The organism is Pseudomonas sp. F-14 TE3623, from assembly GCF_053629015.1.
Genome location: NZ_JBRJHM010000001.1, coordinates 4,219,182 through 4,245,398, shown reverse-complemented (window position 1 = coordinate 4,245,398; position 26,217 = coordinate 4,219,182). Strand labels below are relative to the sequence as shown.

Here is a 26,217-nt window from a genome sequence, read left to right as displayed (position 1 = left end):
GACTAACCTCGGTGCCGCTGGAGGAAATCCAGCAACACCGGAAAGTAGGCGTGAGGTTCTTCGTAGAAGGGCATATGGCTGCTGTTGGGGAACACATGCAGCGCAGCATCCTTGAGCGCCATTTTCATGCGCATGGCACAGGCGGGTGTGAGTTCGTCGTGTTGGCCGGTGGTAATCAATACCGGCATGGTGAAGTCGGCCATTTCCTGCAGACGGTTCCAGTTTTTCAGGTTGCCGACATAGAGAAACTCATTCGGCCCCTGCATGGTTGTGTAGGGCCCCATGTTCCAGTCGCCCAGAGAGCGCGTGACCGGTGCCGGCCACTCGTCCAGGCGGCAGACGTGGCGATAGTTGAGGAGGGTGATCGCCGCTTGGTATTGCGGGTGATCGAGGGTGCCCATGGCTTCATGGCGCTGCATCATGGCCACGGTTTCGCTGCCCAGCGCGCCACGCAGACGCTCCAGTTCCTGAGACAGGTGGGGGATATCGCCTACCGTGTTTTCCAGAATCAGGGTTTTGAGTGCGTGAGGGTGGTAAATGGCGTATTCGATCGCCAGCCAGCCGCCCCAGGAGTGCCCCAGCAAGTGCACCCGGCCCAGGTCGAGGGCCTGACGGACGGTTTCCACCTCAGCGACATAACGGGTGATGTCCCATAGGGACGGGTCTTCGGGTCTGTCAGATGCCCCGGTGCCGAGTTGGTCGAAGGCGACAACGCGCAACCCCTTGTCCTTGAGCCAGCCATGGGCGTCACGCAGATAATCGCAGGGAAGCCCCGGGCCTCCATTGAGGCACAGTAGGACCTCATCGCCCTCGCCAAAGCTATAAACCACCAGATTGTGGCCATCGACCTTGACGTTATAGTGCTGGTCCGGCTCGATTTCACGCCACATCGCAGCTCTCCCTTTATGATGCTGACCGGTTCGCAGGCAAACTAAATGGCCTACCTTACTGAGTAAGTCATGTGCCCAAAAGCTAGTATTTGTTATAGGTTTGGTCTGGCAGTCCCTCGCCGAGGCGTGGCATTCTACGTGCTGAATTTCAGGATTGAAATTAATTAGGGAGGGCAATGGATGCAGACGAAGCTATCAGACCTCAATCCCCGTCTGTTGTCGGGCAAGAGCCTGGATGAGCTGATGGACAACGCCTTGCTGTTGGCCGAAGAGCTGGGCTTTGAGGCCTTGGTGTACGACTACAGCCCGGTGCCGCTGGACCATGAAGGCAAGTTGATCACGCCCGCGGTGCTCAAACTGCGCAACACACCAGCCGATTGGCATGCGCGTTGGTGTGCAGAGGGTTACTACCAGATCGACCCTGTCCAGCAGGTAGCACTCAATTGTGTTTCACCCTTTGTCTGGTCTTACAAACCCGGGACTGACACCGTGCTGGAGCCGGTCATCAGTCAGTGCCATGCGCCAGTGGTGAATTATCTGGAAGACGCGCAGATGACCTGTGGTGTGTCGGTCCCGATTCATCTGCCCAGAGGCGGCTTTGCCTCCTTGACCGGGCTGCGTACCGCCAGCAGCAGTGTCCTTTGCGATGCCCGGCGGACCCTGGCGGATTTCAGCCTGATTTCCCATGCCTTGCAGGAAGCGGCCTATCCGTTGCTTGGCAAAGAGGCTCACACGCCTCCCATTCACCTGACCAAACGTGAACGCGAGTGCCTTAAATGGGCGGCTGAGGGCCTGACCGCCGCCGAGATTGCCAGTCATCTGAATCGCTCATTGGCCACCATCAGCCTCCACCTGACCTCGGCCATGCATAAACTCGGGGCCAAGAATCGGGTCCAGGCCGTGGTTCGGGCTACCCACTATCGATTGCTCGATAGCTGAAATAGGGCAGAAACCTATTTGTTTCTCTAGTTATTTCGAAAATCTGATCCCGGTATCGTGTGCCGTACGGTTTTTCAGGGGCGGCAAAGAGAAATGGAATCTATCGGAATACGTGAAGGCTTCGCACCTTTTGGTCCTTATCAGACCTGGTACCGCGTCACGGGTCACTTCGACGGTAAAAACACGCCGCTGGTGATTCTGCATGGCGGCCCGGGCTGCACGCATGATTACGTCGACGCTTTCAAGGACATCGCCGCGAGTGGCTATCCGGTGGTTCATTACGATCAACTGGGTAACGGTCGCTCGACCCACCTGCCGGAAAAAGATGCCTCGTTCTGGAACGTAGCGCTGTTTCTCGATGAACTGGACAACCTGCTGGATCATCTGGAAATCAGCGACAATTACGCGCTGCTGGGGCAATCCTGGGGTGGCATGCTCGCCAGTGAGCACGCCGTACGGCAACCTGCGGGGCTGCGGGCCTTGATTGCCGCCAATTCCCCTTCGGATATGCGCGTCTGGGTTGAGGAAGCTAACCGTTTACGTCAATTGTTGCCTGTCGGCGTACATGAAACGTTGCTTGAACACGAACGGGCAGGGGATTTTCAAGCGGTCGCCTATCAGGAAGCTTCGAGGGTCTTTTACGACAACCATGTGTGTCGCGTCCTTCCCTGGCCGGACGAAGTCGCGCGTACGTTTGCCCAGGTCGATGCCGATCCCACCGTTTACCATGCCATGAGCGGGCCGACGGAGTTTCATGTGATAGGCAGCCTGAAAAACTGGACCATTGTCGACCGCTTGCGGCACATCAACGTGCCGACGCTGGTGATCTCCGGTCGCTACGATGAAGCAACACCGACGGTGGTCAGACCTTATCTGGAGCAGATCCCGAACGTGCGTTGGGCGTTGTTCCAGAACTCCAGCCATATGCCTCATGTCGAGGAGCGGGTCGCCTGCATGGGGACGGTGGTGAGGTTCCTGGATGAGTGTATGCACGGGGCGATGGTTGGCAATCGCAAGCTTGAAGCGCTGATGCCCTGACCCGGGTGCCGTTACTGCAGACCAAACAAGCGCAGGGCGTTGCTGCGGCCGATTTTCTCCCATCGTTTTCGCTGATCAGCGCCTGGTCGGCCCCATTGCCGGATCGAGTCCAGCGGCCCTTGCTGTGGAGATCGCAGACACCATTCGTCAATTGCGCTGCACTCTGGCACTGACAGTGTCTCCAAAGAAGTTCCATTACCTCGTATTGGAGACTGATATGAAACCCGATCCTTCTACCACCAAAGATGAGCCCACCGAGGATTTGAGCAACCCCAATGACGACGGCTGCGTGCTCGGTACCGCTGGCCGCGATGAAGACCCGAACACCACCACAGACTGGGACAAGGAAAGGAACGCTGAAGACCATCGCCAAGGCCCGAGTGACGCCCGAGGGATGCCCGGTTACCCGCGTGAAGCGCCTGATGTACAGGCGCCATCGACTACCAAAACCCGGCCACAAACAAGCGAAGTAGAGCCCGGCATCGAAACGCCAGAACAGGACAACGACAAGGCCGGTTGATCTGCGCAGTGATCTTAAGCCGCAGGTGCCGCTGCAACTTCAGGTTCACTCATCTCCACTGAAGACCCCGCAACCACAGCCTCGCTCTTACGGGAATTGGATCAAACCGAGCGCAGCCAGCGGCAGCGGGATCCACGCGGTCGCACGATGATCACGTGCATCGGAAATAAAGAACTCCTGAGCGCAAACGGAGCCATAGCCTTAAGAACGTGAATTTTGGAATCCGGCGATGGCGCAGATCTTCAGCCGCTCGGCCGATACCTGGCTGCGCCTGGGGTTGCTGGTGCTGTTCGTCGGTCTCACGGGAGGCTTGCTCGTGGCATTGGCCCTGGACCGCTCCGACTACCGAACCGGCCGTAACTGGGTGGTCGAGCAGCCGCTGCCGTTCAGTCACGCCCACCATGTCGGCGAGCTGAAAATCGATTGCCGTTACTGCCACAGTTCCGTGGTGTCCTCTGCGATGGCCAGTCTGCCGCCCACCGAAACCTGCATGACGTGCCACTCGCAAATCTGGAAAAACGCCGACCTGCTCGAACCTTTGCGAAAAAGTCTGCGTGAATCACAGCCGTTGCATTGGCGGCGGGTGGTCGAACTGCCGGATTACGTGTACTTCCATCATGGCGTGCATGTGAATGCGGGCGTGGGCTGCAGCGAATGCCACGGCGCGGTGGACCGCATGCAACTGATGTTCAAGGCCGAACCACTGAGCATGGGCCAGTGCCTGGCCTGTCACCGCGATCCGGCGCCGCACTTGCGCCCCGCAGGGCAAGTGACCCGGCTGCAATGGCACACCGATCAGGATCGTCGGGCGCTGGGTGAGCAATTAATGAAGGATCGACGAATCGATCCCCGAGGCCTGAGCGATTGCGGGATCTGCCATCGATGAGCGCCTCCTCGCTGGACTTCGCCGCATGGCGCGAGCAGCTCGCCGGGCTCAAAGGCTCCGCGTACTGGCGTGGCCTCGAAGCGCTGGCGGCGACGCCCGAGGCGCAAGCGCTGATCGAGGCGGAGTTTCCCGGCGCCGCGCCCTTGTTGGACCGCCGACATTTTCTGCAATTGATGGCGGCGTCCTTGGCCATGGCAGGCTTGGTCGCGTGTGGCAAAACCCCTGAGCAAGCCGTGCCGGCGATCCGACAAGCCACGCAACTGACGCCCGGCGTTGTGAGCTGGTATGCAACGGCCATCCCGTTTTGTGGCATCGCCCAACCCGTGCTGGGCAAGACGCTTGCCGGGCGCCCGATCAAACTCGAAGGCAATCCGCAGCACCCGATGTCCGGTGGCGCGTGCGATGCCTTTACTCAGGCGGCAATCCTGCAACTGTATGACCCTGACCGTTCCCAAGCGCCGCGCTTCAAGGGTCGGGAAACCAGTTGGGACGAAGTGCGTGGCGCGCTGGCTCGACAACGCCTGACGCTGGACACCACGCGAGGCAAAGGCCTGCATATCGTCTGCGGGGCCAGCAGTTCGCCGACCCTCGGGCGGCAACTCGAAGCGCTGCGTCGGCGCTGGCCCGAAGCGCAGCTGTATCACGCCGAACCGTTCGCCGAGACTCAGGCTCTACGCGTCAGCGAGCGGGTATTCGGTCAGCCGCTGAATGCCCGGCGTTATCTGGAAAACGCTGAGGTGCTGGTTTGCCTGGAAGACGATCCGCTGGGTAGCGGCCCGCGCCAGACGCTGTTGCAACGTGGCTGGGCAGAGCGTCGACGGCAGGCGGCGCAAGGGCAGGGCGCGGCGTTGTCGTTTGTCGCCGAAAGCATTCCGACGCTGACCGGGGCTGCGGCCACGCGACGATTGGCGATTGCCCCATCGCGACTGCCTGATCTGGTGCTGGCGCTGAGCCGCGCCTTGGGTGACAACGTGGCCGACCAGCCGCGCCTGAGTGCGCGACAGCTCGACTGGGTCGATGAAGCCGCCTCGGCGCTCAAGGCTCATCCCGGCCGTGGCCTGATCTGCGTGAGCAAGCAAGCGGCAGAAGATGTGCAGGCGCAGGTGATGCGGCTCAATCAGCGGCTGGGTGCGCACGGCCAGACGCTGGATTGGCAGACGCCGACGTTGCTGGGTTACGAACGCGGACAGTTCTGGGCGTCGCTGGAGCAACTGAGCCAGCAATTGGCGGGTGGCAACGTCAGCCAATTGTGGCTGCTCGATTGCAACCCGTTGCACACCTCGGCGCCGGATCTGGGGCTGGAGGGGTTGCTGCAGAAAGTTCCGTTCCGACTGCATGCGGGGCTTTACTACGACGAAAGCGCCGCGCACTGCCACTGGCATTTGCCGCTCAATCATGCGCTCGACGGCTGGAGCGATACACGCGCGGCGGATGGCAGTGCCTGCATTGTGCAGCCGCTGATTGAGCCAATGTACTCGACCCGAACCCTGCATCAAATTATCGAACTGCTGCTGACCTCCGCCGACAGCGACGCCCTGGATCAGGTGCGCATCACCTGGTCCCATGTTCCGCAAAGTCAGTGGCGCCAGGCCTTGGCCGATGGCTGGATCGAAGCCTCAGCACCGGCGGTGGATGTCGCTGAAGCGGCGACATTGGTGCTGAACCTGATCGATATCGATGGCCTTGAAGCCGTGGTGCGCCCGGACCCTTGCGTATGGGACGGGCGTTTCGCCAATCTGGGCTGGTTGCAGGAATTGCCCAAACCCATCAGTACCCTGACTTGGAGCAACGTGGTCGGGCTGTCGCCACGGTTGGCGGAACAGGTGGGCGTGCGCAATGGCGACGGCGTTGAAGTGGCGCTGCCGGGGCAATTATTGCGCGGCGCGGCGTGGATCGAGCCGGGGCAGGCCGATCAGGTCATTGCGCTGTACACCGGTTACGGGCGTAGCCGCGCCGGGCGGGTCGGTAACGGTTTGGGTTATGCGGTACGGCCGATCCAGTCATCGTCGGTAAGTGCCTCGGTACGCTCCAGTGGCGAGCACCATACCCTGGCCGTTACTCAGACTCATCACCAGTTACCGGACGATGAGGCACCGCCGATTCGTGTGGTGCAACGCCGGGCTCCGCAGTTGCCAGCGCAGCAGATTCCGGCATCGCTCTACAGCCCGGTCGTTGACAGCGGCCCGCAGTGGGGCATGGTCATCGACCTCGACTTGTGCACCGGCTGCAATGCCTGCGTCACGGCGTGTCAGGCGGAAAACAACATCGCCGTGGTCGGTGCCGAACAGGTGGCCAACGGGCGCAACATGCACTGGCTGCGCATCGACCATTACTATCAGGGATCACTGGATGCGCCACGCTCGCGTTTCCAACCCTTGCCGTGCATGCACTGCGAACAGGCGCCGTGTGAAACCGGTTGCCCGGTGAATGCCACGGTGCACAGCCGCGATGGCTTGAACCAGATGGTCTACAACCGCTGCATCGGCACCCGCACCTGCGCCTCGTATTGCCCGTACAAAGTACGCCGCTTCAACTGGCTGGACTGGAGCGCCGACGCCGCTCCGTCGATTCAGGCCCAACGCAACCCCGAGGTCACCGTGCGTGCCCGGGGGGTGATGGAAAAGTGCACCTATTGTATTCAGCGCATCAGCGCCGCGCGCATCGAAGACAAGCAACAGGGCACCGACTTCGACACCACAAAAGTGCTCACCGCCTGCCAGCAAACCTGTCCGAGCCAGGCGATCCGTTTCGGTGACATTGCCGATCCCGCCAGCGCGGTCAGCCATGCCCGCAAGGATCCACGTCATTACCGTTTGCTCGAAGCCCTCGGCACGCGCCCGCGCACCACCTATCTGGCGCGGATCGAGGAGGGGGAGAGCAGCGATGAGGCCTGAACCGCTGCTGCACGATACCGGGCATTTTCTGCCACGGGACCTGAGCGATCAGCAGGTGTCGCGGCAGGTATTCGGCCCCCTGCAACAGTTTCCCCGGCGGGTGGCGTGGCGCTGGTTATTTGGAATCGCCATCACGCTGTTGCTGATGTACCTGGCCTCGGCCACGGTACTGCTGGCCAACGGCGTGGGCATGTGGGGCAACAATCAGCCGGTGCACTGGGGCTTCGGCATTCTCAACTACATCTGGTGGCTGGGCATCGGCCACGCCGGCACCTTCATCTCCGCGTTGCTGTTGCTGATCGAGCGGCCGTGGCGACACACCCTCAATCGCCTGGCAGAGTTGATGACACTGATGGCGGTGATCTGCGCCGCGCTGTACCCGATCCTGCACCTGGGGCGGCCCTGGCTGTTTTACTGGATCTTGCCGTACCCGAATGAAATGGGCCTGTGGCCGCAGTTCAAGAGCCCGACGGCCTGGGACATGTTTGCGATCCTGTCGTATTTGACAGTGTCGCTGCTGTTTCTGTTGGTGGGGGCCATTCCTGATTTCGCCACGGCGCGGGATCGTGCCCAAGGTGCGCTGAGGCAAACGCTGTATGGCCTGATGGCGCTGGGCTGGCGCGGTTCGCAGCAGCATTGGGCGTTGTGGCGACGTACCACCCGCGTGTTGGCGATGCTCGCGATCCCATTGGTGTTCGCCGTGTCCAGCGGCTATTCGTTCCTGCTGACCATGGGCCCGCAAAGCGGTTGGCATTCGACGCTGTTCCCGCCGTACTTCGTGGCCGGCGCGGTGTTTTCCGGATTTGCCTTGGTGGCGTTGCTCGCCATCGGTGTGCGCTGGTTGCTGCACATCGAAGCGCTGATCACTTTGCGTCATCTGGATATGCTCGGGCGCCTGCTGTTGGCCACCGGTTGGCTCACCGCCTATGGCTATCTGATGGATCTGTTCATACCGTTTTACAGCGGCGATACCCATGAGATCGAGGTCTTATTGACACGCCTGAGCGGCCCTCACGCCTGGAGTTTCTGGCTGGCCATCGTCTGCAACGTCGGCGTGCTCCAGGCGTTGTGGTGGCGTTCGGTGCGCCAGCGTCCGGGTGTATTAGCAGCCGTAGCGCTGGCGGTGCTGGTGGGCATGTGGGCCGAGCGTTTCATGCTGGTGATCCCGCCGCAGACCCGCGATTTTCTAGTCTCGACCTGGGGCGGCTACACCCCGACGATTTGGGACTGGACGTTGTTCATCGGCAGTTTCGGTGTGTTCCTGCTGCCCTACAGTCTGTTTCTGCGCTACGTGCCCATGGTCTCGGCGTTCGAGGTCAAGCAGGCGCTGCATCAGGAGCGCGGCGATGACTGAATCCCTGGGGTTGCTGGCTGAATTCGATGCGCCGCAGCCGTTGGTTGAAGCCAGCCTGCACGCCTGGGCCATCGGCTATCGACGCCTCGATGCGTTCGCGCCGTTTCCTCTTGAGGCGCTGCAACCGTTGTTGAAACCCAAGGCTTCCAGGGTATCGAGCATGGTCTGCATCGGCGGATTACTCGGCATCGGCCTGGCTCTGTTGATGCAGATTGGCTCGGTGTGGAGCTATCCGCTAAACGTCGGCGGTCGGCCGTTGATCGCCCTGCCGTTGCTGATGGTGGTGACCTTTCTATTCGCCGTGGTCGGGGCGGCGATCGCTGCGGTATTGACGCTGCTGGTCAGCAGCCACCTGCCACGTTTGCATCACCCGTTGTTTGGCGCTGAGGGTTTCGAGCGGGCCAGTGACGATGGGTTTTTTCTGTTTATCGAGGCCGGTGACCCGCTGTTCGACGCGCAGGCTACCCGAGCCTGGTTGGCCGAACGAGCGATTAGCGTGCGCGAGGTGCGGCCATGAACGGCTGGCGGTGCGCGCTGATAATCGCCGTGTTGTGCAGCGGCTGCGATGACATGTCGCGCCAGGCCAGGATTGAGCAACAACGGGCCGGAGCCTTGTTCGAAAACGGCTTGAGTAGCCGTCAGCCACCCGTCGGCACCGTCGCTCGCGGGCAACTGGAGCGTGAAGCGATTTTGCAGCAGCGCCCACCATTGACCGATGCGTTGCTCACCCGCGGCGAAGCGAGCTATCAGACATTTTGCACCCCGTGCCATGGCTTGAGCGGGCGAGGCGATGGTCTGGTGGTCGGCCGTGGTTTTCCGGCACCGCCGGCGTTGACCGAACCGCGGTTGCTCGGCGCCTCTGACGCTCAGCTGATGCAGGTCATCGCTCAGGGCAAAGGCCTGATGTACGGCTATGAATCACGCATCCCGCCGGCAGAACGCTGGGCCATCGTTGCTCATGTGCGCTTGCTGCAGTTAAGCCAGCACGCGCCTCTGGAGGGCCTGCCAGCCGAGTTGCGTCAGGCGTTCGAGGAGAACAACCAATGAGGCGGTTGTCGGGAGCCTTCGCCATCGGCGCCGTCGGCGTCATCCTGCTCGGGGTTTGGCAGCCGGCCTGGGTGGGCGCCGGGGCGTTGGCGGCCGCGATCAACGGCAGCAACATCGTGTTGGGCTGCCTGCTGCTGGCGCTGCTGACACCGTTGATTAGTGGCCGCTGGCAAATACTGCTGGCGCCGGGCAGCGGACTGGGTCGCAGCGCGGTGGTGCTGATTGTGCCGATGCTGTTGCCGGTGCTACTCGCCATGGCCTGGCTGTACCCGTGGTTCCACGTCGACGCGCCAGGGTTTCGCGGGCTGTGGTTGTCGCCGTGGTTTTTCGTGGTGCGCACGCTGCTTTACGCTGGGCTTGCCCTGGCTCTGCTGTGCTGGTCGCAACGTCCGGACGCCGAGCGCAGTGCCCCGGGGCTGATCCTGTATGGGCTGATGGTCAGCCTGGCGGCGGTCGACTGGTTGATGTCATTGCAGTCGGGGTTTGTGTCCAGCCTGTTCGGTGTACTGCTGATCGCCCGGCAGTTGCTCGATGGCCTGGCGTTTGCCGGCCTCTGCGTGCTGTGCTGGAACCTTGTGCCGCTGCCGGCTCCACAGCGTCAGGTGCTGCGCGGATTGCTGGTCAGTGCCCTGGCGTTCTGGGCCTACGTGCATTTCATGCAGTACCTGATTATCTGGTCGGTGAATCTTCAGCATGAAACCCAATGGTATCGCGTGCGTGAGGGAGGCATCTGGGGCGGGGTCAGCGGGTTGCTGATGGCAGGGCAGGTGGCGTGTCTGCTGGCGTTGGCCTCTCCTTGGGGCGGTCGACCACAGGTTCTGATTTGGGGGTGCACGGCTATTCTGCTACTGGGCAGTGTCGAGTCGATCTGGATGAGCTTGCCGTCGATCTTCCCCGACGTTGAAATCGGAGCCGGCCTGATGGCCGTGCTCTGCCAAGGGGTTTACGGTCTCGGCCTGTGGGCATGGTGGCGTTGGCAATGGCAACGGAGGCGCCATGAAATCTGAAAAACCGCTCGGCTACGAACCCAACGAGGTCGACAGTGGCAAAGTCTGGAGTCTGGTGGCGCTGTTTTTGGCGGCGGTTCTGCTGTGCCTCACCGGCGTGGCCTGGTGGCTGATCAGCTATCAGAATCGCGCAGAATCGCGGCAGCCACCCTTGAGTGCCCTGGAACGCGAGCGCCTGCTACCACCGGCCCCACGCTTGCAATCTCAGCCTCGGCAGAACGCCGAACGACAGCTCGCCGCCGAGCGTATTCACCTCGACAGCTTCGGCTGGGTCGACCGCGAGCGCCGCATCGTACACTTGCCACTGGAGCAGGCGCGGCAGGTGCTGTTGGAGCAGGGCTGGCCAACACCCGAGGACGCCCCCCCATGAACCGTGAACGGATCTCGCTGGTGCTGGCGTTGCTGTGGCTGATGACATTGCAACACAGCGTCGCGCAGACGTTCGACCCGTTTTCCGCCGCCGGAATCGACACGGCCCAGGTCGGCCAACGCTTGGCACTGGACACACGATTTACCGATCAGCACGGCCGCTCGGTACGCCTCGGCGATTTGCTTGGCGGCCAGCCAACGCTGTTGGTGCCTTTGTATTACCGCTGCCCGAACGTCTGTGGCGCGGCGCTCTCGACGCTGTTCAGTCAATTGACCCATCAGCCTTACCGCTTGGGCCGGGATTTTCAGGTGATTGCGTTCAGTTTCGATCCGCGGGAAGACAGCCATGCCGCCCGCGAGGAGCTGGCCAAACTGAGTCAGCATTGGCCGTCGCTGGCGGTTGAGCCGGGCTTGTATTTGCTGACCGGCGACGCTGCTGCGGGTCAGGCCCTGGCCCGCTCACTGGGCTTCGGCTATCGCTTCGATGAGCAACAGCAACAATATGCGCATAGCTCGGCGGTGGCGGTGTTGACCGGCGATGGACGCCTGTCGCGCTGGCTCTACGGCCTCGGTTATCAGGCCAGCGATGTGCGCCTTGCATTGACCGAGGCGGGGCAGGGCAAGCTGGGCGCATTCAAGGAACAGCTTCTGCTGCTGTGTTACCACTACGACCCGCAGAGCGGCACCTATAGCAGTCGGATCATTGTTTTGCTGCAAGTGGCGGGGATGGCGACCGTGCTGGTGTTGGGCCTGTTCATTGTTCTGGCGTTGCGCCGCGATCGGCAGAGGCCGCCATGAACGAACACTTCCTGCGCTTGTGGCCCGTGCAGGGCTCGGACTATGCCGTCTCGGTCGATTGGCTGGTGATCGGCTTCACCGGAATGATGGCGTTGTTTGTAGTGCCAGTGTTTGTAGCGCTATGGATGTTTATATGGCGCTATCGACGCGGGCGCGAGGCGGATCGGGATCATCGGGCGCAGAGCAATCTACCGATCGAACTGGCCTGGATCATCTTGCCGTTCATTGGCTCGCTGGTGATTTTTCTGTTTTCGGCACGGCTGTTCTTTTTCGCCCGCACGCCTCCCGCCGATGCTTTGGAAATCCAGGTCACGGCGCGGCAATGGATGTGGAAGTTTCAGCATCAGGGCGGGCAGCGTGAGATCAACACCTTGCACGTCCCGGCACGACGCCCGGTGAAGCTGACGATGATTTCCGAAGACGTGATCCACAGCCTGTTTTTCCCCAGCCTGCGGATCAAGCAGGACGTGTTGCCGCAGCGTTACAGCATGCTCTGGTTCCAGGCCGAACACAGCGGCACCTATCAGGTGTATTGCGCCGAATACTGTGGCACCGATCATGCGGCGATGCTCGCCCGGCTGGTGGTGCTCGATCCGGGAGACTATCAACATTGGCTGCAGGACAACGGCAGCGCCGCCGACCTGATCAGCCAGGGCGAGACCTTGTACCGACAATACGGCTGCGGCAGTTGTCACGATTCCGGTAACGCGCCGCCCTTGGCTGGCGTGTTCAATCGAACGGTGCGTCTGGCCGACGGCGGCCAGGTTGTGGCGGACGACGCCTACCTGCGCGACAGCATTGTGTTGCCCCAAAAACACCTGGTGACGGGTTACCTGCCGATCATGCCGACTTACAGCAATCTGTTGGACGAAGAAGCCGTGCAACGCCTGGTGGCTTACCTGCGCTCGTTGCCTGCCACGGCTTCCGGGGATCCGAAATGAGCGCACCCAGCTATTTGCATCAGCAAGGTTTGCTCTCGTGGTTTCTGACCCTGGACCACAAGCGCATTGCTGTGCTGTACATGGTCACGGTGACCTTCTTCTTTTTCGCCGGCGGGTTGGCCGCGACCCTGATCCGCATCGAATTGGTCACGCCCCAAGGCGATCTGTTGACCGCCGACGGCTACAACCGTGCGTTCACTCTGCACGGGGTGATCATGGTCTGGTTTTTCCTGATTCCGTCGATCCCCAGCGTGTTCGGCAACTTCCTGGTGCCGATCATGATCGGTGCCCGGGACATGGCGTTTCCGCGTCTTAATCTGTTCAGTTGGTACCTGCTGCTCGGCGGTGGGTTGTTCACGTTGCTGGCGCTGCTGCTTGGCGGGGTCGACACCGGCTGGACCTTCTACACGCCGCTGTCGACGATGTTCAGCAACGGCCACGTGGTGGCGGTGATCTGCGGTGTGTTCATCGCCGGGTTTTCCTCGATCTTCACCGGCATCAACATCATCGTCACCGTGCACACCTTGCGCGCGCCGGGCATGACCTGGATGCGTCTGCCGCTGTTCATCTGGGCGATCTATGCCACCTCGATCATTCTGGTGCTGGCGACGCCGGTGCTGGCGATTACCTTGTTGCTGGTGGCCGCCGAGCACCTGTTCAACATTGGCGTATTCGACCCGCGCCTGGGCGGTGATCCGTTGCTGTTCCAGCACCTGTTCTGGTTCTACAGCCACCCGGCGGTGTACATCATGATCCTGCCCGCGATGGGGGTGGTCAGCGAGCTGATCACTGCGGCGGGGCACAAGCGCATCTTTGGTTATCGTTTTGTCGCCTGGTCCAGCGTGGCGATTGCGGTGATCGGTTTCCTGGTCTGGGGGCATCACATGTTTGTCGCCGGGCAGTCGATGTATGCCAGCCTGGTGTTCTCGCTGCTGAGTTTCCTGGTGTCGATTCCGTCGGCGATCAAGGCCTACAACTGGAGCGCGACCCTGTACAAAAGCGACTTGACCCTGCATGCGCCGTTTCTGTTTGCCCTGACCTTTATCGGGTTGTTCATTATCGGCGGAGTCACCGGGTTGTTCCTGGCGCTGCTCGCCGCCGACCTGCATGCCCATGACACCTATTTCGTGGTCGCGCATTTCCACTACATCATGGTCGGCGCGGCAGTGGCCGGGTACTTTGGCGCGCTGCATTTCTGGTGGCCGAAAATCACCGGGCGCCTGTATTCGCAGCTGTGGGGCAAGATCACTGCGGTGCTGGTTTTTTGCGGTTTCAACCTGACGTTCTTTCCACAATTCCTGCTCGGGTATCTGGGCATGCCCCGGCGTTATCACGCCTATGACCCGGATTTTCAGTTCCTCAACGTACTGTCCTCGGCCGGGGCCTCGATTCTGGCGCTGGCCTACGTATTGCCGTTCTTTTATTTGCTCGGATCCTTGCGCTGGGGCGAGCGGGCGCCGATGAATCCCTGGGAGGCGGCCGGCCTTGAGTGGCGCGTGCCGTCACCGCCGCCGCTGCACAACTTTGAGGAACCGGTGACGGTGGATTTCGAAGCCTATGATTATTCTCCCGAGGCGCGCCGTGATCCGGTCTGACGAGAAGCCCGCCGAGCCCTTCGTGGCCTGGGCGCAGCAGCGTGAGGCCGCGAGGCTGGGTATATGGCTGTTTCTGGCCACCGAAGCGATGATGTTCGGCAGCCTGATCATGGTGGCGTGGTTGTACCGACTGCAGCACCCCGACGGCGTGGCGGAAGCGGTGGCGGGTTTGCACTGGCAGCTGGCAACGGCCAACACGTTCATGTTGTTGACCAGCAGTTTGCTGATGACCCTGGCGCTGGCGGCCAGCGAGCAGGGGAATGCGCTGCGTCTGCGCCGCTGCCTGCTGGGCGCGGCGTTGCTGGGAGTGCTGTTTCTGGCCTGCAAAGGCGTGGAATACGGTCTTGAATACCGCGAAGGGCTGCTGCCGGGTTTCGCCGAGGATTCACCACTGCATCTGCCGTCAGCGCACTTATTCATGAACCTGTATTTCATCGCTACGGCGCTACACGCTGTGCACGTACTGGTGGCGGTCGGTTTGGGGCTGTGGCTCTACATGCGACTCGCACCAGACAACCTGTCAGCGCGTGGGACGCGTACGCGTCTGGAAATGGTCACCCTGTACTGGCATCTGGTGGACGGGATCTGGATCCTGTTGTTTCCAACCCTCTACCTGGTGGGGCGCTGAGATGAGCACGGCGAACGCATTGAAAGTCTACGTCGGCTTGCTGCTGCTTCTGGCGGTAGAGGTGCTGGTCGCGCTGTTCTGGCCGCGCAACAGCAGCCTGATCATGCTCGCCGCTGCCGGGCAGTTTTTGCTGCTGTTGATATTTTACCTGGGCCTCTATCGCCATCAGGGCTGGGTGCGGCTGTTCGGTTGGCTGTATCTGCTGTGGCTGCTGATGATGATGGTGTTCATCCTCGGTGAAACAGCAACTCGCTGAGATCAAATGTCGTCATCATTCCTCAGCCGAAACCTGCGGCTGATGGATTGAGTGCTCAGCTGATAAGAGATGCTCAGGGTACTCAGCCATGATTAATCGCAAGTGCTCGATGGCTTCCAGGTATTTAAGATCGGCCTGCTTTCTTTTCTTCTGATACAGCGTGAACTTTTCTATGTCCATGTGGGGCTGATCTAGAAGATCAAGGGCGGCGTGGCTCAAGTGATAGGCTTCGCTGAACAGTTGTTTATTACGTTCAAGCGCCAGGTTTAGGCAGGCTATCGCTTGATCGGAAGTCATCGTACCGTTCATTGCTGCGACCTCTTTTATGGGTGTGTTTCTGGATTTTGGGTAATACCAGGCGCCTGAAAAAAGTGGCTGGCGGCTATTTACCGCGGCGCCAAACCTTGAGGTAGTCCACGCGGAAGGTGGAGGGCAGATCGGCGTCGTCGACAACGCCGAACCAGTTCCACATGGCCTCGCTGTCAAAGTTGATCTGCATCGGGAAAAACCAGTGGGTGTTCTTTGCCTCGCGCACCAGGACGCCATCTACGTACCAGCGCAACGTGTCGGGCTGCCAGTCAAAACCGTAGACATGGAAGTCGCTGGCCAGCCGCCAAGGGCTGATCCAGTTGCTGCCATCGCTCAAATGCTCGGTGCTGTGCGGCGTGGCCCAAACGTGGGCGTTCATGTTGTACATGCGGTCGAAGGAGGCGTTTTTGGTTTTGCCGCCAATTTCGAAAATGTCGATTTCCGTGGCGTTATCGGCAAGCCCCGTCCACGCGAGCCAGAAGGCGCTGGAACCTGCCGAGTCCATCGGTTTGGCGCGGGCTTCGTAGTAGCCGTAAAAACTGCGCTCGATCGTGCGCACCATCGCCGAGCTATAGCCTTCATAGCCGAGTCGTACGTATTTTTGCGGCAAGGTTTCCTTGCGGAAAACGATGTTCAGATGGCCATCGCTCAAGTAGGCATTGTCCGGCTTGAACAGTGCCGGCTTACGCCCGAGCGATTCAGTGCCTATGGCATTGTTGACGTGCCAGCGATTGGCGTTGAGGGTCGCGCCATCGAAGTCATCGGAAAATCGTGGGTCCAGCCGCCATTGGCCGACATTGCCTTGATCGGACAGCGGCAGGTGGGCGTTGATCTGTTTCGGTGTTGTGCCCAGGGGGCCGGCACGGGTCCAGGAATTGGCAGCCTTGGGCATGGCGACAGACCACTTGTTCGCCAGGTACTGAAACACGCGCTGCCGTTCCTCGAGCGAGGCCAGGTGGCGGTCGTACACCAGTACTTCGGCGATGTCGCCGCGCAGGTCTTCGACGCTGCCGACCACGTTGCGCCCAACCGCATAGGGGCCGATAGGCACGTCGTTGAGCTCCAGAAAAAACAGGGTCGGATCGTAAGCGGTGGTCTGTTGCACGCTGATCGCGAAATTCGGTGCCACATTGTCGTTATCGACGATCTGCGGGCGCGAGCTGAACAGTCGCTGCCAGGTCTCACTGCTGCTTTGTTCGGTCAGTCTGCGTGATACGACCAACACGGTAACGGGGCCTTTTGCCGCGCGAATGGTCTTGCCGAGGAACGCCGAAGCACCACTGAAACGCACCACCGCATGGCCATTCATGGCGTTTTCCACGCGCAACGGCAGCGAGGCGCTTGCTGCATCGTCTACGGCAGCGTCGTTGGCTTTGCCGGATTTGTCATGCCAGCGCAAGGGACGGGCGTGGGCATCGAGGGTCATTTTCGAAGCGTCGGCAGCGTCGAGCCACAGCACCAGACCGTCGGCAAGCGGCTGATTCTGGGACGCGCCAGGTGCGTTGCAAACAACCGCTGCCAGGACGATTAGCAGCACATACCTGGACATGGGCCTTTTGCTCATACCCGTTGCTTTGACGTAACTGATGCCAGTGAATCGGACTGGGCGTGGTATCCATGCGGATTACGCAGCTGCCATCGCCAGGTGTCGATGATCATCCGCACCAGGTCGCGCTGTGCGTACCAGCCCAGATCACGCCCGGCCTTGGTGGGGTTGGCCCAGCATTCAGCGATATCGCCGGCGCGGCGCGGCGCGAATCGGAAGGGGATGCTAATGCCGGTGATGTCCTCGAAGGCGCGGATGATCTGCAGAACGCTGTAGCCAATACCGGTCCCCAGGTTCCAGGCATGGATGCCGTTCCTGTTCTGCAACGCTTGCAGTGCTTTGAGATGGCCATCGGCAAGGTCGACCACATGGACGTAATCGCGCACGCACGTTCCGTCGACAGTGGGATAGTCGCTGCCGAACACAGTGAGTTCGGGCACTCGCCCCATCGCGACCTGGGTCAGGCAAGGCAGCAGGTTATTGGGCCGGCCATTGGGGTTTTCCCCGATCAGCCCGCTCTCGTGCGCGCCGATCGGGTTGAAGTAGCGCAACACAGCGATGTTCCAGCGCGGGTCCGACAGGCACAGGTCGGTGAGCAATTCTTCGGTCATGAGCTTGGTGCGACCGTACGGACTGACCGGTTTGCCGGTGCCCAGGTCTTCAATGATCGGTATCTGCCGGGGGGCGCCATACACGGTGGCCGATGAGCTGAACACCAGTTTGAAGACTTCGTGTAGGGCCATCGCATGGCAGAGATTGAGTGTGCCAACCACATTGTTGGCGTAATAATCCAGCGGCTTTCGAACGCTTTCCTCGACGGATTTGAGGCCGGCAAAATGCATCACGGCATCGATGTCGTAGCGGCTGAAAATATCGTCGAGCAGCTTCGTATTGCGAATATCGCCTTCAATGAAATCGACCTGTGTAAGGGTCAAACGCTCGAGACGCGTGAGCGATTCACGGCAGCTGTTACACAGATTATCGAGGACCAGCACCTGTCGACCGGCGTCAATCAGGGCAAGGGTGGTATGGGAGCCGATGTATCCGGCCCCGCCGGTAATCAACGTGGTTTTGTGCATGATGAGGCGTTCCTGTCACAAGGAAATTGCACGAGTCAGGAGAATGTGATCCGGGAAGGGAAAAGGTTGTCGGGTGCGTCCTCTCAGCGGGTGGTGAAAACCGATTTGAATTCTTGCAGCCAGCGCGGATGCATCACGCTATACGCCACGGCATAACTCAGCGCGCCAACCACGATGCTGCAGATCAGGTGTAAGTAGCCCTGAACACCCAGGCGGGAAGAAACCATCAGGACGATCGCTGCCATGACGAACGAAGCAATCACGCTGCGATAATTGGTTTCGAAAAATCGCCGCCAGCCATAGCCGATTGCACTGTTCAACCCGCGGATTTGCAGTGGCGTGATGATCGCCATCCGGGCCAGCAGGGCGAGGGCGGCGGCCATGCCGCCATAGAGGCTGCCGAAGCCATAGACCAGCGCCAGTGCCAATACGGTGGTTGCCACTTCGGCCTTGATGGTCAGGTGGCTGCAATTGACCGCGACCAGTGCGGTCGTGGCGTACATGGCGGTATTACCGATGGCTGCCGTGCACGCAAGCACTTGCAGCAGGGGAATGGCCTCGGTCCATTTGGCGCCGAAGATCAACAGGATCAGGTCGTGCGCCGTGAGTGCGATGCCGATGAACAGGGGCGTCAGCAGGAAGCAGCTGACGGCGGTCGAATCGCTGATGATCGCGCGCAACCGCGATGGATCGGCGCTGCGTCGGGCAAACACCGGCAGCGCATAGCTGATCAGGCCGTGATAGATCGCCGTGCGGGGCAGATCGATGATGCGCATCGCCATGTTGAACATGCCAACCGCGTTGGTGCCGGCCGTCATGCCCAGGATGACGGTGACCCCGCGCTGTAGCGTTTGCGAACTCAGCGCGTTGACGGCAACCGGTGCGCCGGCTTTCAACAGTTCGCGCAAGAGCGGGCCGTCAATGTAAAAGGCAATGCGGCGCGGGTCTGCGCGCATCAATACGATAATGGACACGAACTCCATGATCAGTGCCTGGGCAATGACCGCCCAGGCGCCCAATCCCCAGAGCGCGACAGCGATGCCGCCCACGCCACCACACACCTTGCCCAGCAGCGTGCGTGACGCCAGCATCCTGAAGTTGCCGCTACGGCGCATTTGCGCCACATAGACCCGCGCCATCATGGTGAACAGGATTTTTACCGAGGCCACCGCCGTCATCCATTGCAGAATCGGGTCGGGCGCGTACAGAATCGCTGCGCCCGAGATGACGACGATGGACGCCAGGCTGACGAGTACCGACGCCCAGAAGGCTGTGGCGATGTGTTTGTCTTCCAGCCGCTCGAGTCGTACCAGCGGGTCTTCCAGAACCGAGGAATAAATCATGCCGATCAACTCGACGATGGCAATGATGACCGTGCCCACACCCAACTCTGTGGGCGACAGCAGCCTGGCATACGCGACAAAGGTAATCATCGACAGGAAAATCAGGCCGAATTTTTCCGTGAAAATCCAGATCAATTTAACCAGTCGGTGATTGGCCATGGCGGATACCGGCTCAATGAGCGGTGGTTGACGCAGCTGGCTTGCGCAATGATCGGACGCACGCGTAGAGGAAGCGCAATGTCGGTTTGCCGTTTCTGAAGATCAGCGTTTGCCAGGAATACTCCAGCATTCGCCGGTACACACCGATCACCTGGGCATGCTCGCCTCTGCGGGAAAACAGTTCGAGAAAGTCGCTGTGGCTGCCCAGCGCGAAATCGATCCGTTGCTGCTTGCTGAGCTGCGCGCCATAGAGGGCGAGGAACGCTTCGATGAACCTGATCTTGTACGGGTAGTACCTTGTCGGTTGCGCGGTCATGTTGGCGCTGTTGACCATGCGCTGCAGCAGCACCTCCGGCACCGTGTGGATCTCCCAGTGTTCGGCGATCCGGGTCCACATGAAGCGGTCTTCGGAGTAACGCAGGCTGGCATTGAAGCCGCCGAGTTGCATGATAACGTCGCGTCTGACCATCGCGGAGGACACGCCATTAAGGACATTGGCGCGGATGAAATCGTCGAAATGCCTACCGTTTTTTTGCCGGTTTTCCAGTATTCGCTTGCCGTCGCTGTAATCGTTATGCACGTAGCAATCGACCAGCCCCACCGGCCGTCCCTGACGACTCAGTTCGTCAAACAGTGCCACTTGTTGCTCCAGTTTTTGCGGATACCATCTGTCATCGGCATCGAGAAACGCCACAAAAGTCTCTTCAGAGTGCTGCAGTCCGTGGTTGCGGGCGCTGGCCTGGCCTTCGTTGGCTTGGTGCAACAGCGTCAGGCGAAACGGCGCCGCGAAGTCCTTGACCCGTTGGGGGCCATCATCGGTGGAACCATCGTCGATGACGATGACGTGATCGGGCAGTCGCGTTTGCCCGGCCACGGACGCCAGTGTTTGCTCAATGCTGTCGGCGCCGTTGTACATCGCGATTATGACGCACACTGAATGGGGTGAAGGGAGGGCTTGGTCTGGCACGGTTATTTCTCCTCTTGTTACGCCTTGGCCGAGTCGCGTGGTAATGCCTTGCCAGGCGGACGTTGACGCAGGGTTGCCGGTGACAACTGGGGGTATGTCACGTGGTGATGCCGGAAGGACAGGGCCAGGACACAGAACACCATGAACTCTGCCGAGCGGTAATTGGGAATGACATACGCCACATAGTTGGTGAGCATGAACGATCCGATGATGATCATTGCGCTGGCGTGAAACCGTGCCGACTGATCCGCCACCACGGCCCGGTAGTGTTTACTCAGCGCTTCGATCAGCATCAGGATCAGAGCCGTGAGCTGAATGACACCGCCGTTGAGCAAGGTCTCCATGTAGCCGCTGTGGGCATTGCCGATGTAACCCCAGCGGTTGATGAATGTCTCGGCGCCCGGGCTGGACCAGAAGGCGCCGAAGCCGTAACCCTTGAGGAATTCGGCGTCGATCAGCGGTGTGAGCAGCTCCCAGATCAGCGTGCGATCGGTAAGTGACGCGTCACGACCCATCAGCTCCAGCAGCAGCGTGTAATTGCCGTATAGAAACAGGCAAATCAGAAAATAGATGATTGTCGTACCGAGGAATGCTGTCAGTGAGCGGTTGATGTGCAAGCGGATCAGTGTGAGGAAGTACCAATAGCTCACTGCGCCAGCAACAATCAGCGCTACTGCCGTGGCAGATTGGGCCAGCGCAATCGCGATCAGCGAGAATAACGAGCAGATGATGGCCCAGGGATTGCGCTGACGGATCATCGGCAGCAGTAACAGAATGGCGATCGCGTTGAGCCGGGCACCGGCATTTTTTTCCGGGAAAATCCCCTTGAACGCACCATCGCGAATACCGCCGTCAATGAAGGCGATGTCCGGCCTTACCAGCGCGAATATCAAGCCGAAAAACGCGGCGGCACCGATGGTGCAGCCGAGCATGAAGGCGATTTTCTCGAGGCTGTAGTTGTAGGCGATGAACCCTGCAAAGAACACCATGCTGATCAACGCCACAAAACGTTTGAAACTCAACATCGGGTCGTAGGACCAACTGATCGATACGGCCAGGCTGAGCATGAATATCAGCAGGAAGGCGTTATTCCTGTAAAAGCTTTTGCTGATGAAGACCCTGTTGCGGATGAAGAAGAACAGCGGAACCAGCAGGGTGATCAGGCCGCAGATCTGGTTGACCACGTTGCCTTCGAGATCTTTTTCGGCTGCGCCCAGATTCGACGTATCCGCCAACCCGAAAAAAAATCCGATGACCTGGATATAGAACAGCACGCCGAACAATGTAAAGGCGTCGCGCAGGGTGGTGTACCTGACTTCCAGTTTGTTCATGACGACTGGCTCCCAAGTAACGCATCGAGATAGGTCTTCGCCGCGCAGGCGCTCACAAAACGGGCAGCCGCATCGATGCGCGCCTGACGGTTTGCATTACGCGACAACGTCAGTTCTACAGTGATGGCCTGTGCCAGTGCGTCAGGGTCGTCGACCGCCACCAGCGGGGCGATCGCGCCATTGTCGAGAATCTCTTGCGGGCCATAGGGGCAGTGGGTCGATACCACCGGGGTGCCCGTGGACATGGCCTCCACCAGCGCGTTGGGGCTGCCCTCGAAACGCGACGACAGCACAAAACAATCGGCCGCTGCCACTTCCGCCAATGGGTCGCTGGTATAGCCCGGCAGATCGAAGCGGTCGGCCACGCCCAAGGCGACTGCTTGCTCGAGCAACTCGGTTCTGAGCGCGCCTTCGCCGAAAATGATCAATCGGACCCTGGGATCGGCTAATCGGGCAAAGGCATCGATCAATACATCAAAGCCTTTTTGCCGTGCCAGACGACCTACGGCGACAATCACCGGGGTGGTTTTTTTCGACAGCCAGCGGTGCTTCGGACGTCCCGGCGCCTTGTCGCGAAAATCGTTGTCGAGCACCGGGTTGTCGGCGATGGTGACATCCTGCGCACGGGTGATGGTGGTATCGACCAGGTCCTGGGCGACACCGCGCGAGACGCAGATCACCGGATTGGGGATGAGTCGATACAGCAGCGGTGCCAACAGATACGCGGTGCGCACCGCCAACGCGGGGTTGACGTGTTTGTCATGAGAAAACGCATTGCGCTCACTGACATGCAGGCGCGCCAGAGTACCGGACAGCATGGCCGCGGCGATGGCCACCACGTTGACGTGGGTGAGGGCAGCCAGTAGCGCGTCAAAGCGGTTTTGGCGAAGAAAGCGTGCCAGCGCCGGCACCGCCCTGGAGCTGCGCGCACTGTGCAACTCGACGCGCTTGACCCTTGGGTCGATGCACGCCGAGTTCACACCTGTATCGGTGAGCATCAGTAAGGTCACGTCATTGCCTGCATCAGTCAGCGCAGTGGCGAGGCGCACCATCATTTTTTCGGCGCCACCCCCGCGCAAGTCCTGCAGGATAATCAGCAGCCTTTTCATTGATTCCATACCTGGTAGTACGCCTGCGCGGCGCATTGGCTGGTGTACTGTCGGACAGCGTCAGCGGCCACTTGGCCGCTTGGCGCAGCATGGCGTTGCGAGGTCACGCTGCGCAGCATCCCTTCGGCCAGCGCCGGTACGTCATTGACCTTGACCAGATCGCCGAGACGACCGTTATCAAGCAGCTCCCTGGGCCCTGTTTCGCAGTCGCAGGCTAACACTGGCGTACCCAGCGCCAGGGCTTCGATCAGGACGGTCGGCAAGCCTTCATGAAACGAGCTCAAGATCAGCAGTCGTGCCTGCCTGATCAAAGGGTATGGATTGCTCAGAAAACCGGTGAAATGCACTCGGTCCTCGATGCCCAGGCGACTGGCCTGTGAGGTCAGCGCGGCGAGTTGCGGGCCATCGCCGATGATCACCAGATCCGGCAGCGCGGCACTGCTTGAGGCCATGGCATAGGCGTCGAGCAGCAGGTGGAAACCCTTCGGCTCCACCAGCCGTCCCACCGCTAACCAGAAATCGGCTGGCAAACCGGTGAGCATGGGCGTCTGTGCGGCACTGAGCAGTTGTTCGGTGACCACCGCATTGGGGCAATAACGGATGCGCTCGCGACCCCAGGGCACCAGCTCGGCGAGGGACTGACGCAAGCCGTTGGAAACCGCCACTACCCGACCGTTGCCACAGAGGTACAACGCATAGAGCAGACGCAGGGTGGTGGGGGTTATTTTTTGCTCGCCGCAATCGAGTGCCGCGTGACGGGTGTAGATGACCTTGCATGGGCTACCCAAGGTGGCAAACCAGGTGCAGAGGTTGGCTTGTTCCTTGGCGGCGATGAGGTGGGTCACCTGTTCGCGACGAATAATCCGGCGTAGCAATACGATGGACTTGATCAGACCGACGATTCCATTGCCGCCGCCATTGAGCGTGGCAGCTCCTTCATCGCCCGGCGTATCGCCGTTCATGACGAAATAACTGACACGCTGGCCATCCTTGAGAAACTGCCTGGCCAGGCGTTGCTGAACACGCTCGAGGCCACCATCGGGCTTGAAGTCCTTGAGGATGAACAGGATATGCATGGTCGTTGCTCGGTGCTGGATGCTCAGGGATAAGTGATATTGATGGTCACTTCCCGCCGAACGATCTTCACCAATAGATGAACAAAATTGGTCGGGTAGTCGATCAGGTAACGTTTGATGGTGTGCGGTTCGCGGTACATCCGATAGAACGCGCGCAGATGCAGGCGGTTGATCAGCTCAGGGTAATAGTGATGAGTGGCCGTGGCCTCTTGGCGAATGAAACCGCCACAGGTAAATGCCGCCCCGGTGAAGCCGGCCCGCAGGGCATCCTGCTCGAACTGCTCCTGCAGCCCGGCGCCCAAACCTACGATCAGGATGTTCGCTTCGCTGTGGCAGATGTCTGCCTGGATGCACGCGGCCTGTGCTGCATCGAAATAGCCATTGTGATGACCGGCAATAATCAGCGCCGGGTAGCGAGCCTTGATCTTATTGAGGAACAGGTCTAGTTCGGCTTGTTGGGCACCGACAAAATAGAGGCGTTTGCCTTGTTTCTCGGCGCAACTGAACACAGCGTCGGCGATGGACGTGAAGTCGAAGCTGACCCGGCCGACCGTGCGGCCGGTGATGCGCGACATGAAGGTCGACATCAGCATGCCGTCGCAAAAATAGGCGATGGACGTCGGGTCCCGGTCGAACAGACTGCCGACGGACGCAAAATTGATGAAGGAAAATGCCTTGTTGGCATCCAGCAAATTCGGTGCGTAATGCCCGATTAATTCCAGGTCGATCATTGCCTGACTCCTCAATAAGTGTCTTTTGAGAACAACGTGAAAGGGGTCTTGACGAGAATCTTGATGTCGAGCCACAGCGACCATTGGTTGATGTAGTTGAGGTCTTGGGCGACGCGCTGCTGCATTTTTTCCAGCGTCTGTGTTTCACCACGATGCCCGGTGATCTGGGCCAATCCGGTGATTCCCGGCTTGAGGCGATGACGGGCCATGTAGGCGCGGACCTTGCCGGTGTAGTAGATGTTGTGCGTGACCGCATGCGGTCGCGGGCCGACCAGGGCCATTTCGCCGCAGAGCACGTTGAACAGTTGCGGTAGTTCGTCGATGGAACTACGGCGCAAGAAACGCCCAAGCGGGGTGACGCGGTCGTCCTCGCGGGTGGCCTGACGGACTTCGTTGTCGTCGTGCACACGCATCGACCGGAACTTCCAGACCTTGATCACCTCAGCGTTACAGCCGTAGCGATTTTGTTTGAACAACACCGGGCCGGGCGAGGAAAGTTTGATGGCTACCGCCACGATCAGCAGCAAGGGGCTGAGCACAATAATGCCCACGGCGGCCAGGCTACGTTCGAACAGCTCTTTGCAGAGCAGGCTGCCGGGGTGCGAACTGATGAGGCTTTCATTGAGGTAGATGGCCGGCATTCGCTCTATTTCCGAGATCGAATGATTGAGCAGCACCATGCTGCCGAAATCGGGGATCCAGACCACGTCGACATTCATGTCCAGAAGATCGATGTACAGCGCTTCGATGATGGCGGCTTGTGCCATCGGCAAAACGATATAGACGCGACGTATATTCAGGCGGGTGATGATTTCGCGAACCTCGTCGATGCGCCCCAGCAGCGGCAGAATGCTCGGGGCCGGGCCGGTATGTTCGGCGGTTGCAATAAAACCCAGCAGCGGTACGCGATTGCGTCGGGACAGTTTTCTCGCCAGCGTATGTGCGGTCGGACACGTCCCGATGATCACCGCGCGGCGCTCGTTGCAGAGCTTGTGCGAATGCAGTCGGGCCAGGTAATGCAGGGGCAAAAAGCTCGCCGCCTGGACCAGGTATCCCAATACGGCCCAGACAATGATCACCTGACGCGAGAAAATCACGCTGGTCTGGGTGACGAAGGCAATGCTGATCAGAACGGCCAGCAAGATCATCCAGGCTGCCAGCAGCCGAGCAAGCCCTGACAACCACTCATGACGCTTGTGGTAAACCTGCATGACGCTGTAGATCGGCACCGAACCGAGAACGGTAAGAATCATCAGAACGCGGTATTCACTGGTCAGGCTGCCGACTCGCCCGTACACGAGCAACATCAGCAGCAGGTTGACCAGGGTGAGTGCGCACAGCCATTGGCCCCAGAAGGTCAGACCTCGGCGGTGCGTCATTTGAGCGGTGTAGAGCGATGTCATCG

The 26,217-nt window shown here is 60.1% G+C and carries 26 protein-coding genes; 15 read left to right on the top strand and 11 right to left on the bottom strand.

Features of this window, described 5'->3' with window-relative positions; genetic code table 11:
• Nucleotides 1-2: 2 nt before the first annotated feature.
• A complete protein-coding gene (locus tag AB7M29_RS19675) occupies nt 3-890 on the bottom strand; it encodes a proline iminopeptidase-family hydrolase (RefSeq protein ID WP_217856102.1) in 888 nt (295 codons plus the stop codon).
• 180 nt (nt 891-1,070) lie between these two features.
• Here AB7M29_RS19675 and AB7M29_RS19670 point away from each other — a divergent pair, with 180 nt between their 5' ends.
• The 15 genes from AB7M29_RS19670 (at nt 1,071) to AB7M29_RS19600 (ending at nt 15,162) form a co-directional block, all read left to right on the top strand.
• Complete coding sequence (locus tag AB7M29_RS19670; protein WP_217856100.1) at nt 1,071-1,829, top strand: LuxR family transcriptional regulator; 759 nt, start codon at nt 1,071-1,073, stop codon at nt 1,827-1,829.
• Between the two features lie 93 nt (nt 1,830-1,922).
• Nucleotides 1,923-2,867 carry a proline iminopeptidase-family hydrolase gene (locus tag AB7M29_RS19665; RefSeq protein ID WP_217856099.1) on the top strand — a complete coding sequence of 315 codons (945 nt, stop codon included), beginning with the start codon at nt 1,923-1,925 and terminating at the stop codon, nt 2,865-2,867.
• A 217-nt stretch (nt 2,868-3,084) separates the two neighbouring features.
• Nucleotides 3,085-3,387: a hypothetical protein gene (locus tag AB7M29_RS19660; protein ID WP_217856098.1), complete on the top strand. Its 303-nt coding sequence runs from the start codon at nt 3,085-3,087 to the stop codon at nt 3,385-3,387.
• Between the two features lie 229 nt (nt 3,388-3,616).
• Nucleotides 3,617-4,273, top strand: a complete 657-nt coding sequence (locus AB7M29_RS19655; RefSeq protein ID WP_454247617.1) for a cytochrome c3 family protein — start codon at nt 3,617-3,619, stop codon at nt 4,271-4,273.
• Nucleotides 4,270-7,167 carry a TAT-variant-translocated molybdopterin oxidoreductase gene (locus AB7M29_RS19650; protein ID WP_454247616.1) on the top strand — a complete coding sequence of 966 codons (2,898 nt, stop codon included), beginning with the start codon at nt 4,270-4,272 and terminating at the stop codon, nt 7,165-7,167. The genes AB7M29_RS19655 and AB7M29_RS19650 overlap by 4 nt, the downstream gene beginning before the upstream one ends.
• Entirely contained in the window at nt 7,157-8,521 is a 1,365-nt protein-coding gene (nrfD, locus tag AB7M29_RS19645; protein WP_454247615.1) for an NrfD/PsrC family molybdoenzyme membrane anchor subunit, read from the top strand. The genes AB7M29_RS19650 and nrfD overlap by 11 nt, the downstream gene beginning before the upstream one ends.
• Nucleotides 8,514-9,038: a DUF3341 domain-containing protein gene (locus AB7M29_RS19640; RefSeq protein ID WP_454247614.1), complete on the top strand. Its 525-nt coding sequence runs from the start codon at nt 8,514-8,516 to the stop codon at nt 9,036-9,038. The genes nrfD and AB7M29_RS19640 overlap by 8 nt, the downstream gene beginning before the upstream one ends.
• Nucleotides 9,035-9,568: a c-type cytochrome gene (locus AB7M29_RS19635; protein WP_454247613.1), complete on the top strand. Its 534-nt coding sequence runs from the start codon at nt 9,035-9,037 to the stop codon at nt 9,566-9,568. The genes AB7M29_RS19640 and AB7M29_RS19635 overlap by 4 nt, the downstream gene beginning before the upstream one ends.
• Nucleotides 9,565-10,575 carry a hypothetical protein gene (locus tag AB7M29_RS19630; protein WP_454247612.1) on the top strand — a complete coding sequence of 337 codons (1,011 nt, stop codon included), beginning with the start codon at nt 9,565-9,567 and terminating at the stop codon, nt 10,573-10,575. Before AB7M29_RS19635 ends, AB7M29_RS19630 begins: the two co-directional genes overlap by 4 nt.
• Complete coding sequence (locus AB7M29_RS19625; protein WP_217856084.1) at nt 10,565-10,945, top strand: hypothetical protein; 381 nt, start codon at nt 10,565-10,567, stop codon at nt 10,943-10,945. The genes AB7M29_RS19630 and AB7M29_RS19625 overlap by 11 nt, the downstream gene beginning before the upstream one ends.
• On the top strand, nt 10,942-11,742 hold the full coding sequence (locus AB7M29_RS19620; RefSeq protein WP_454247611.1) for an SCO family protein: 801 nt from the start codon (nt 10,942-10,944) through the stop codon (nt 11,740-11,742). Before AB7M29_RS19625 ends, AB7M29_RS19620 begins: the two co-directional genes overlap by 4 nt.
• Nucleotides 11,739-12,683 (top strand): cytochrome c oxidase subunit II, encoded by a 945-nt coding sequence (gene coxB / locus AB7M29_RS19615; RefSeq protein ID WP_454247610.1) that lies wholly within the window; start codon nt 11,739-11,741, stop codon nt 12,681-12,683. The genes AB7M29_RS19620 and coxB overlap by 4 nt, the downstream gene beginning before the upstream one ends.
• Nucleotides 12,680-14,278, top strand: a complete 1,599-nt coding sequence (locus tag AB7M29_RS19610; protein ID WP_454247609.1) for a cytochrome c oxidase subunit I — start codon at nt 12,680-12,682, stop codon at nt 14,276-14,278. The genes coxB and AB7M29_RS19610 overlap by 4 nt, the downstream gene beginning before the upstream one ends.
• Nucleotides 14,265-14,906 (top strand): cytochrome c oxidase subunit 3, encoded by a 642-nt coding sequence (locus AB7M29_RS19605; RefSeq protein WP_217856077.1) that lies wholly within the window; start codon nt 14,265-14,267, stop codon nt 14,904-14,906. The genes AB7M29_RS19610 and AB7M29_RS19605 overlap by 14 nt, the downstream gene beginning before the upstream one ends.
• A 1-nt stretch (nt 14,907) precedes the next feature.
• A complete protein-coding gene (locus tag AB7M29_RS19600) occupies nt 14,908-15,162 on the top strand; it encodes a hypothetical protein (RefSeq protein ID WP_454247608.1) in 255 nt (84 codons plus the stop codon).
• A gap of 15 nt (nt 15,163-15,177) precedes the next feature.
• Here the strand turns inward: AB7M29_RS19600 and AB7M29_RS19595 are convergent, their stop codons facing one another.
• The 10 genes from AB7M29_RS19595 to AB7M29_RS19550 all read right to left on the bottom strand — a co-directional run bounded on the left by AB7M29_RS19595 (nt 15,178) and on the right by AB7M29_RS19550 (nt 26,215).
• A complete protein-coding gene (locus tag AB7M29_RS19595; protein ID WP_217856073.1) occupies nt 15,178-15,471 on the bottom strand; it encodes a hypothetical protein in 294 nt (97 codons plus the stop codon).
• Nucleotides 15,472-15,544: 73 nt separating this feature from the next.
• Nucleotides 15,545-17,020: a LamG domain-containing protein; glycoside hydrolase family 16 protein gene (locus AB7M29_RS19590; RefSeq protein ID WP_454247607.1), complete on the bottom strand. Its 1,476-nt coding sequence runs from the start codon at nt 17,018-17,020 to the stop codon at nt 15,545-15,547.
• A gap of 11 nt (nt 17,021-17,031) precedes the next feature.
• Nucleotides 17,032-18,096 carry a UDP-glucose 4-epimerase GalE gene (galE, locus tag AB7M29_RS19585; protein WP_454247606.1) on the bottom strand — a complete coding sequence of 355 codons (1,065 nt, stop codon included), beginning with the start codon at nt 18,094-18,096 and terminating at the stop codon, nt 17,032-17,034.
• Between the two features lie 83 nt (nt 18,097-18,179).
• The gene (locus AB7M29_RS19580) at nt 18,180-19,598 is read right to left on the bottom strand and encodes an oligosaccharide flippase family protein (RefSeq protein ID WP_217856067.1); all 1,419 of its coding nucleotides are present in this window, start codon (nt 19,596-19,598) and stop codon (nt 18,180-18,182) included.
• 13 nt (nt 19,599-19,611) lie between these two features.
• A complete protein-coding gene (locus AB7M29_RS19575) occupies nt 19,612-20,565 on the bottom strand; it encodes a glycosyltransferase family 2 protein (RefSeq protein ID WP_217856065.1) in 954 nt (317 codons plus the stop codon).
• A gap of 17 nt (nt 20,566-20,582) precedes the next feature.
• Complete coding sequence (locus AB7M29_RS19570; RefSeq protein ID WP_454247605.1) at nt 20,583-21,896, bottom strand: O-antigen ligase family protein; 1,314 nt, start codon at nt 21,894-21,896, stop codon at nt 20,583-20,585.
• Nucleotides 21,893-23,005, bottom strand: a complete 1,113-nt coding sequence (locus tag AB7M29_RS19565; protein ID WP_454247604.1) for a glycosyltransferase — start codon at nt 23,003-23,005, stop codon at nt 21,893-21,895. Before AB7M29_RS19565 ends, AB7M29_RS19570 begins: the two co-directional genes overlap by 4 nt.
• The gene (locus AB7M29_RS19560; RefSeq protein ID WP_454247603.1) at nt 23,002-24,081 is read right to left on the bottom strand and encodes a glycosyltransferase; all 1,080 of its coding nucleotides are present in this window, start codon (nt 24,079-24,081) and stop codon (nt 23,002-23,004) included. The genes AB7M29_RS19565 and AB7M29_RS19560 overlap by 4 nt, the downstream gene beginning before the upstream one ends.
• A 23-nt stretch (nt 24,082-24,104) precedes the next feature.
• On the bottom strand, nt 24,105-24,812 hold the full coding sequence (locus AB7M29_RS19555; RefSeq protein WP_454247602.1) for a WecB/TagA/CpsF family glycosyltransferase: 708 nt from the start codon (nt 24,810-24,812) through the stop codon (nt 24,105-24,107).
• Between the two features lie 11 nt (nt 24,813-24,823).
• The gene (locus AB7M29_RS19550) at nt 24,824-26,215 is read right to left on the bottom strand and encodes an undecaprenyl-phosphate glucose phosphotransferase (protein WP_454247601.1); all 1,392 of its coding nucleotides are present in this window, start codon (nt 26,213-26,215) and stop codon (nt 24,824-24,826) included.
• Between the last annotated feature and the right edge of the window lie 2 nt (nt 26,216-26,217).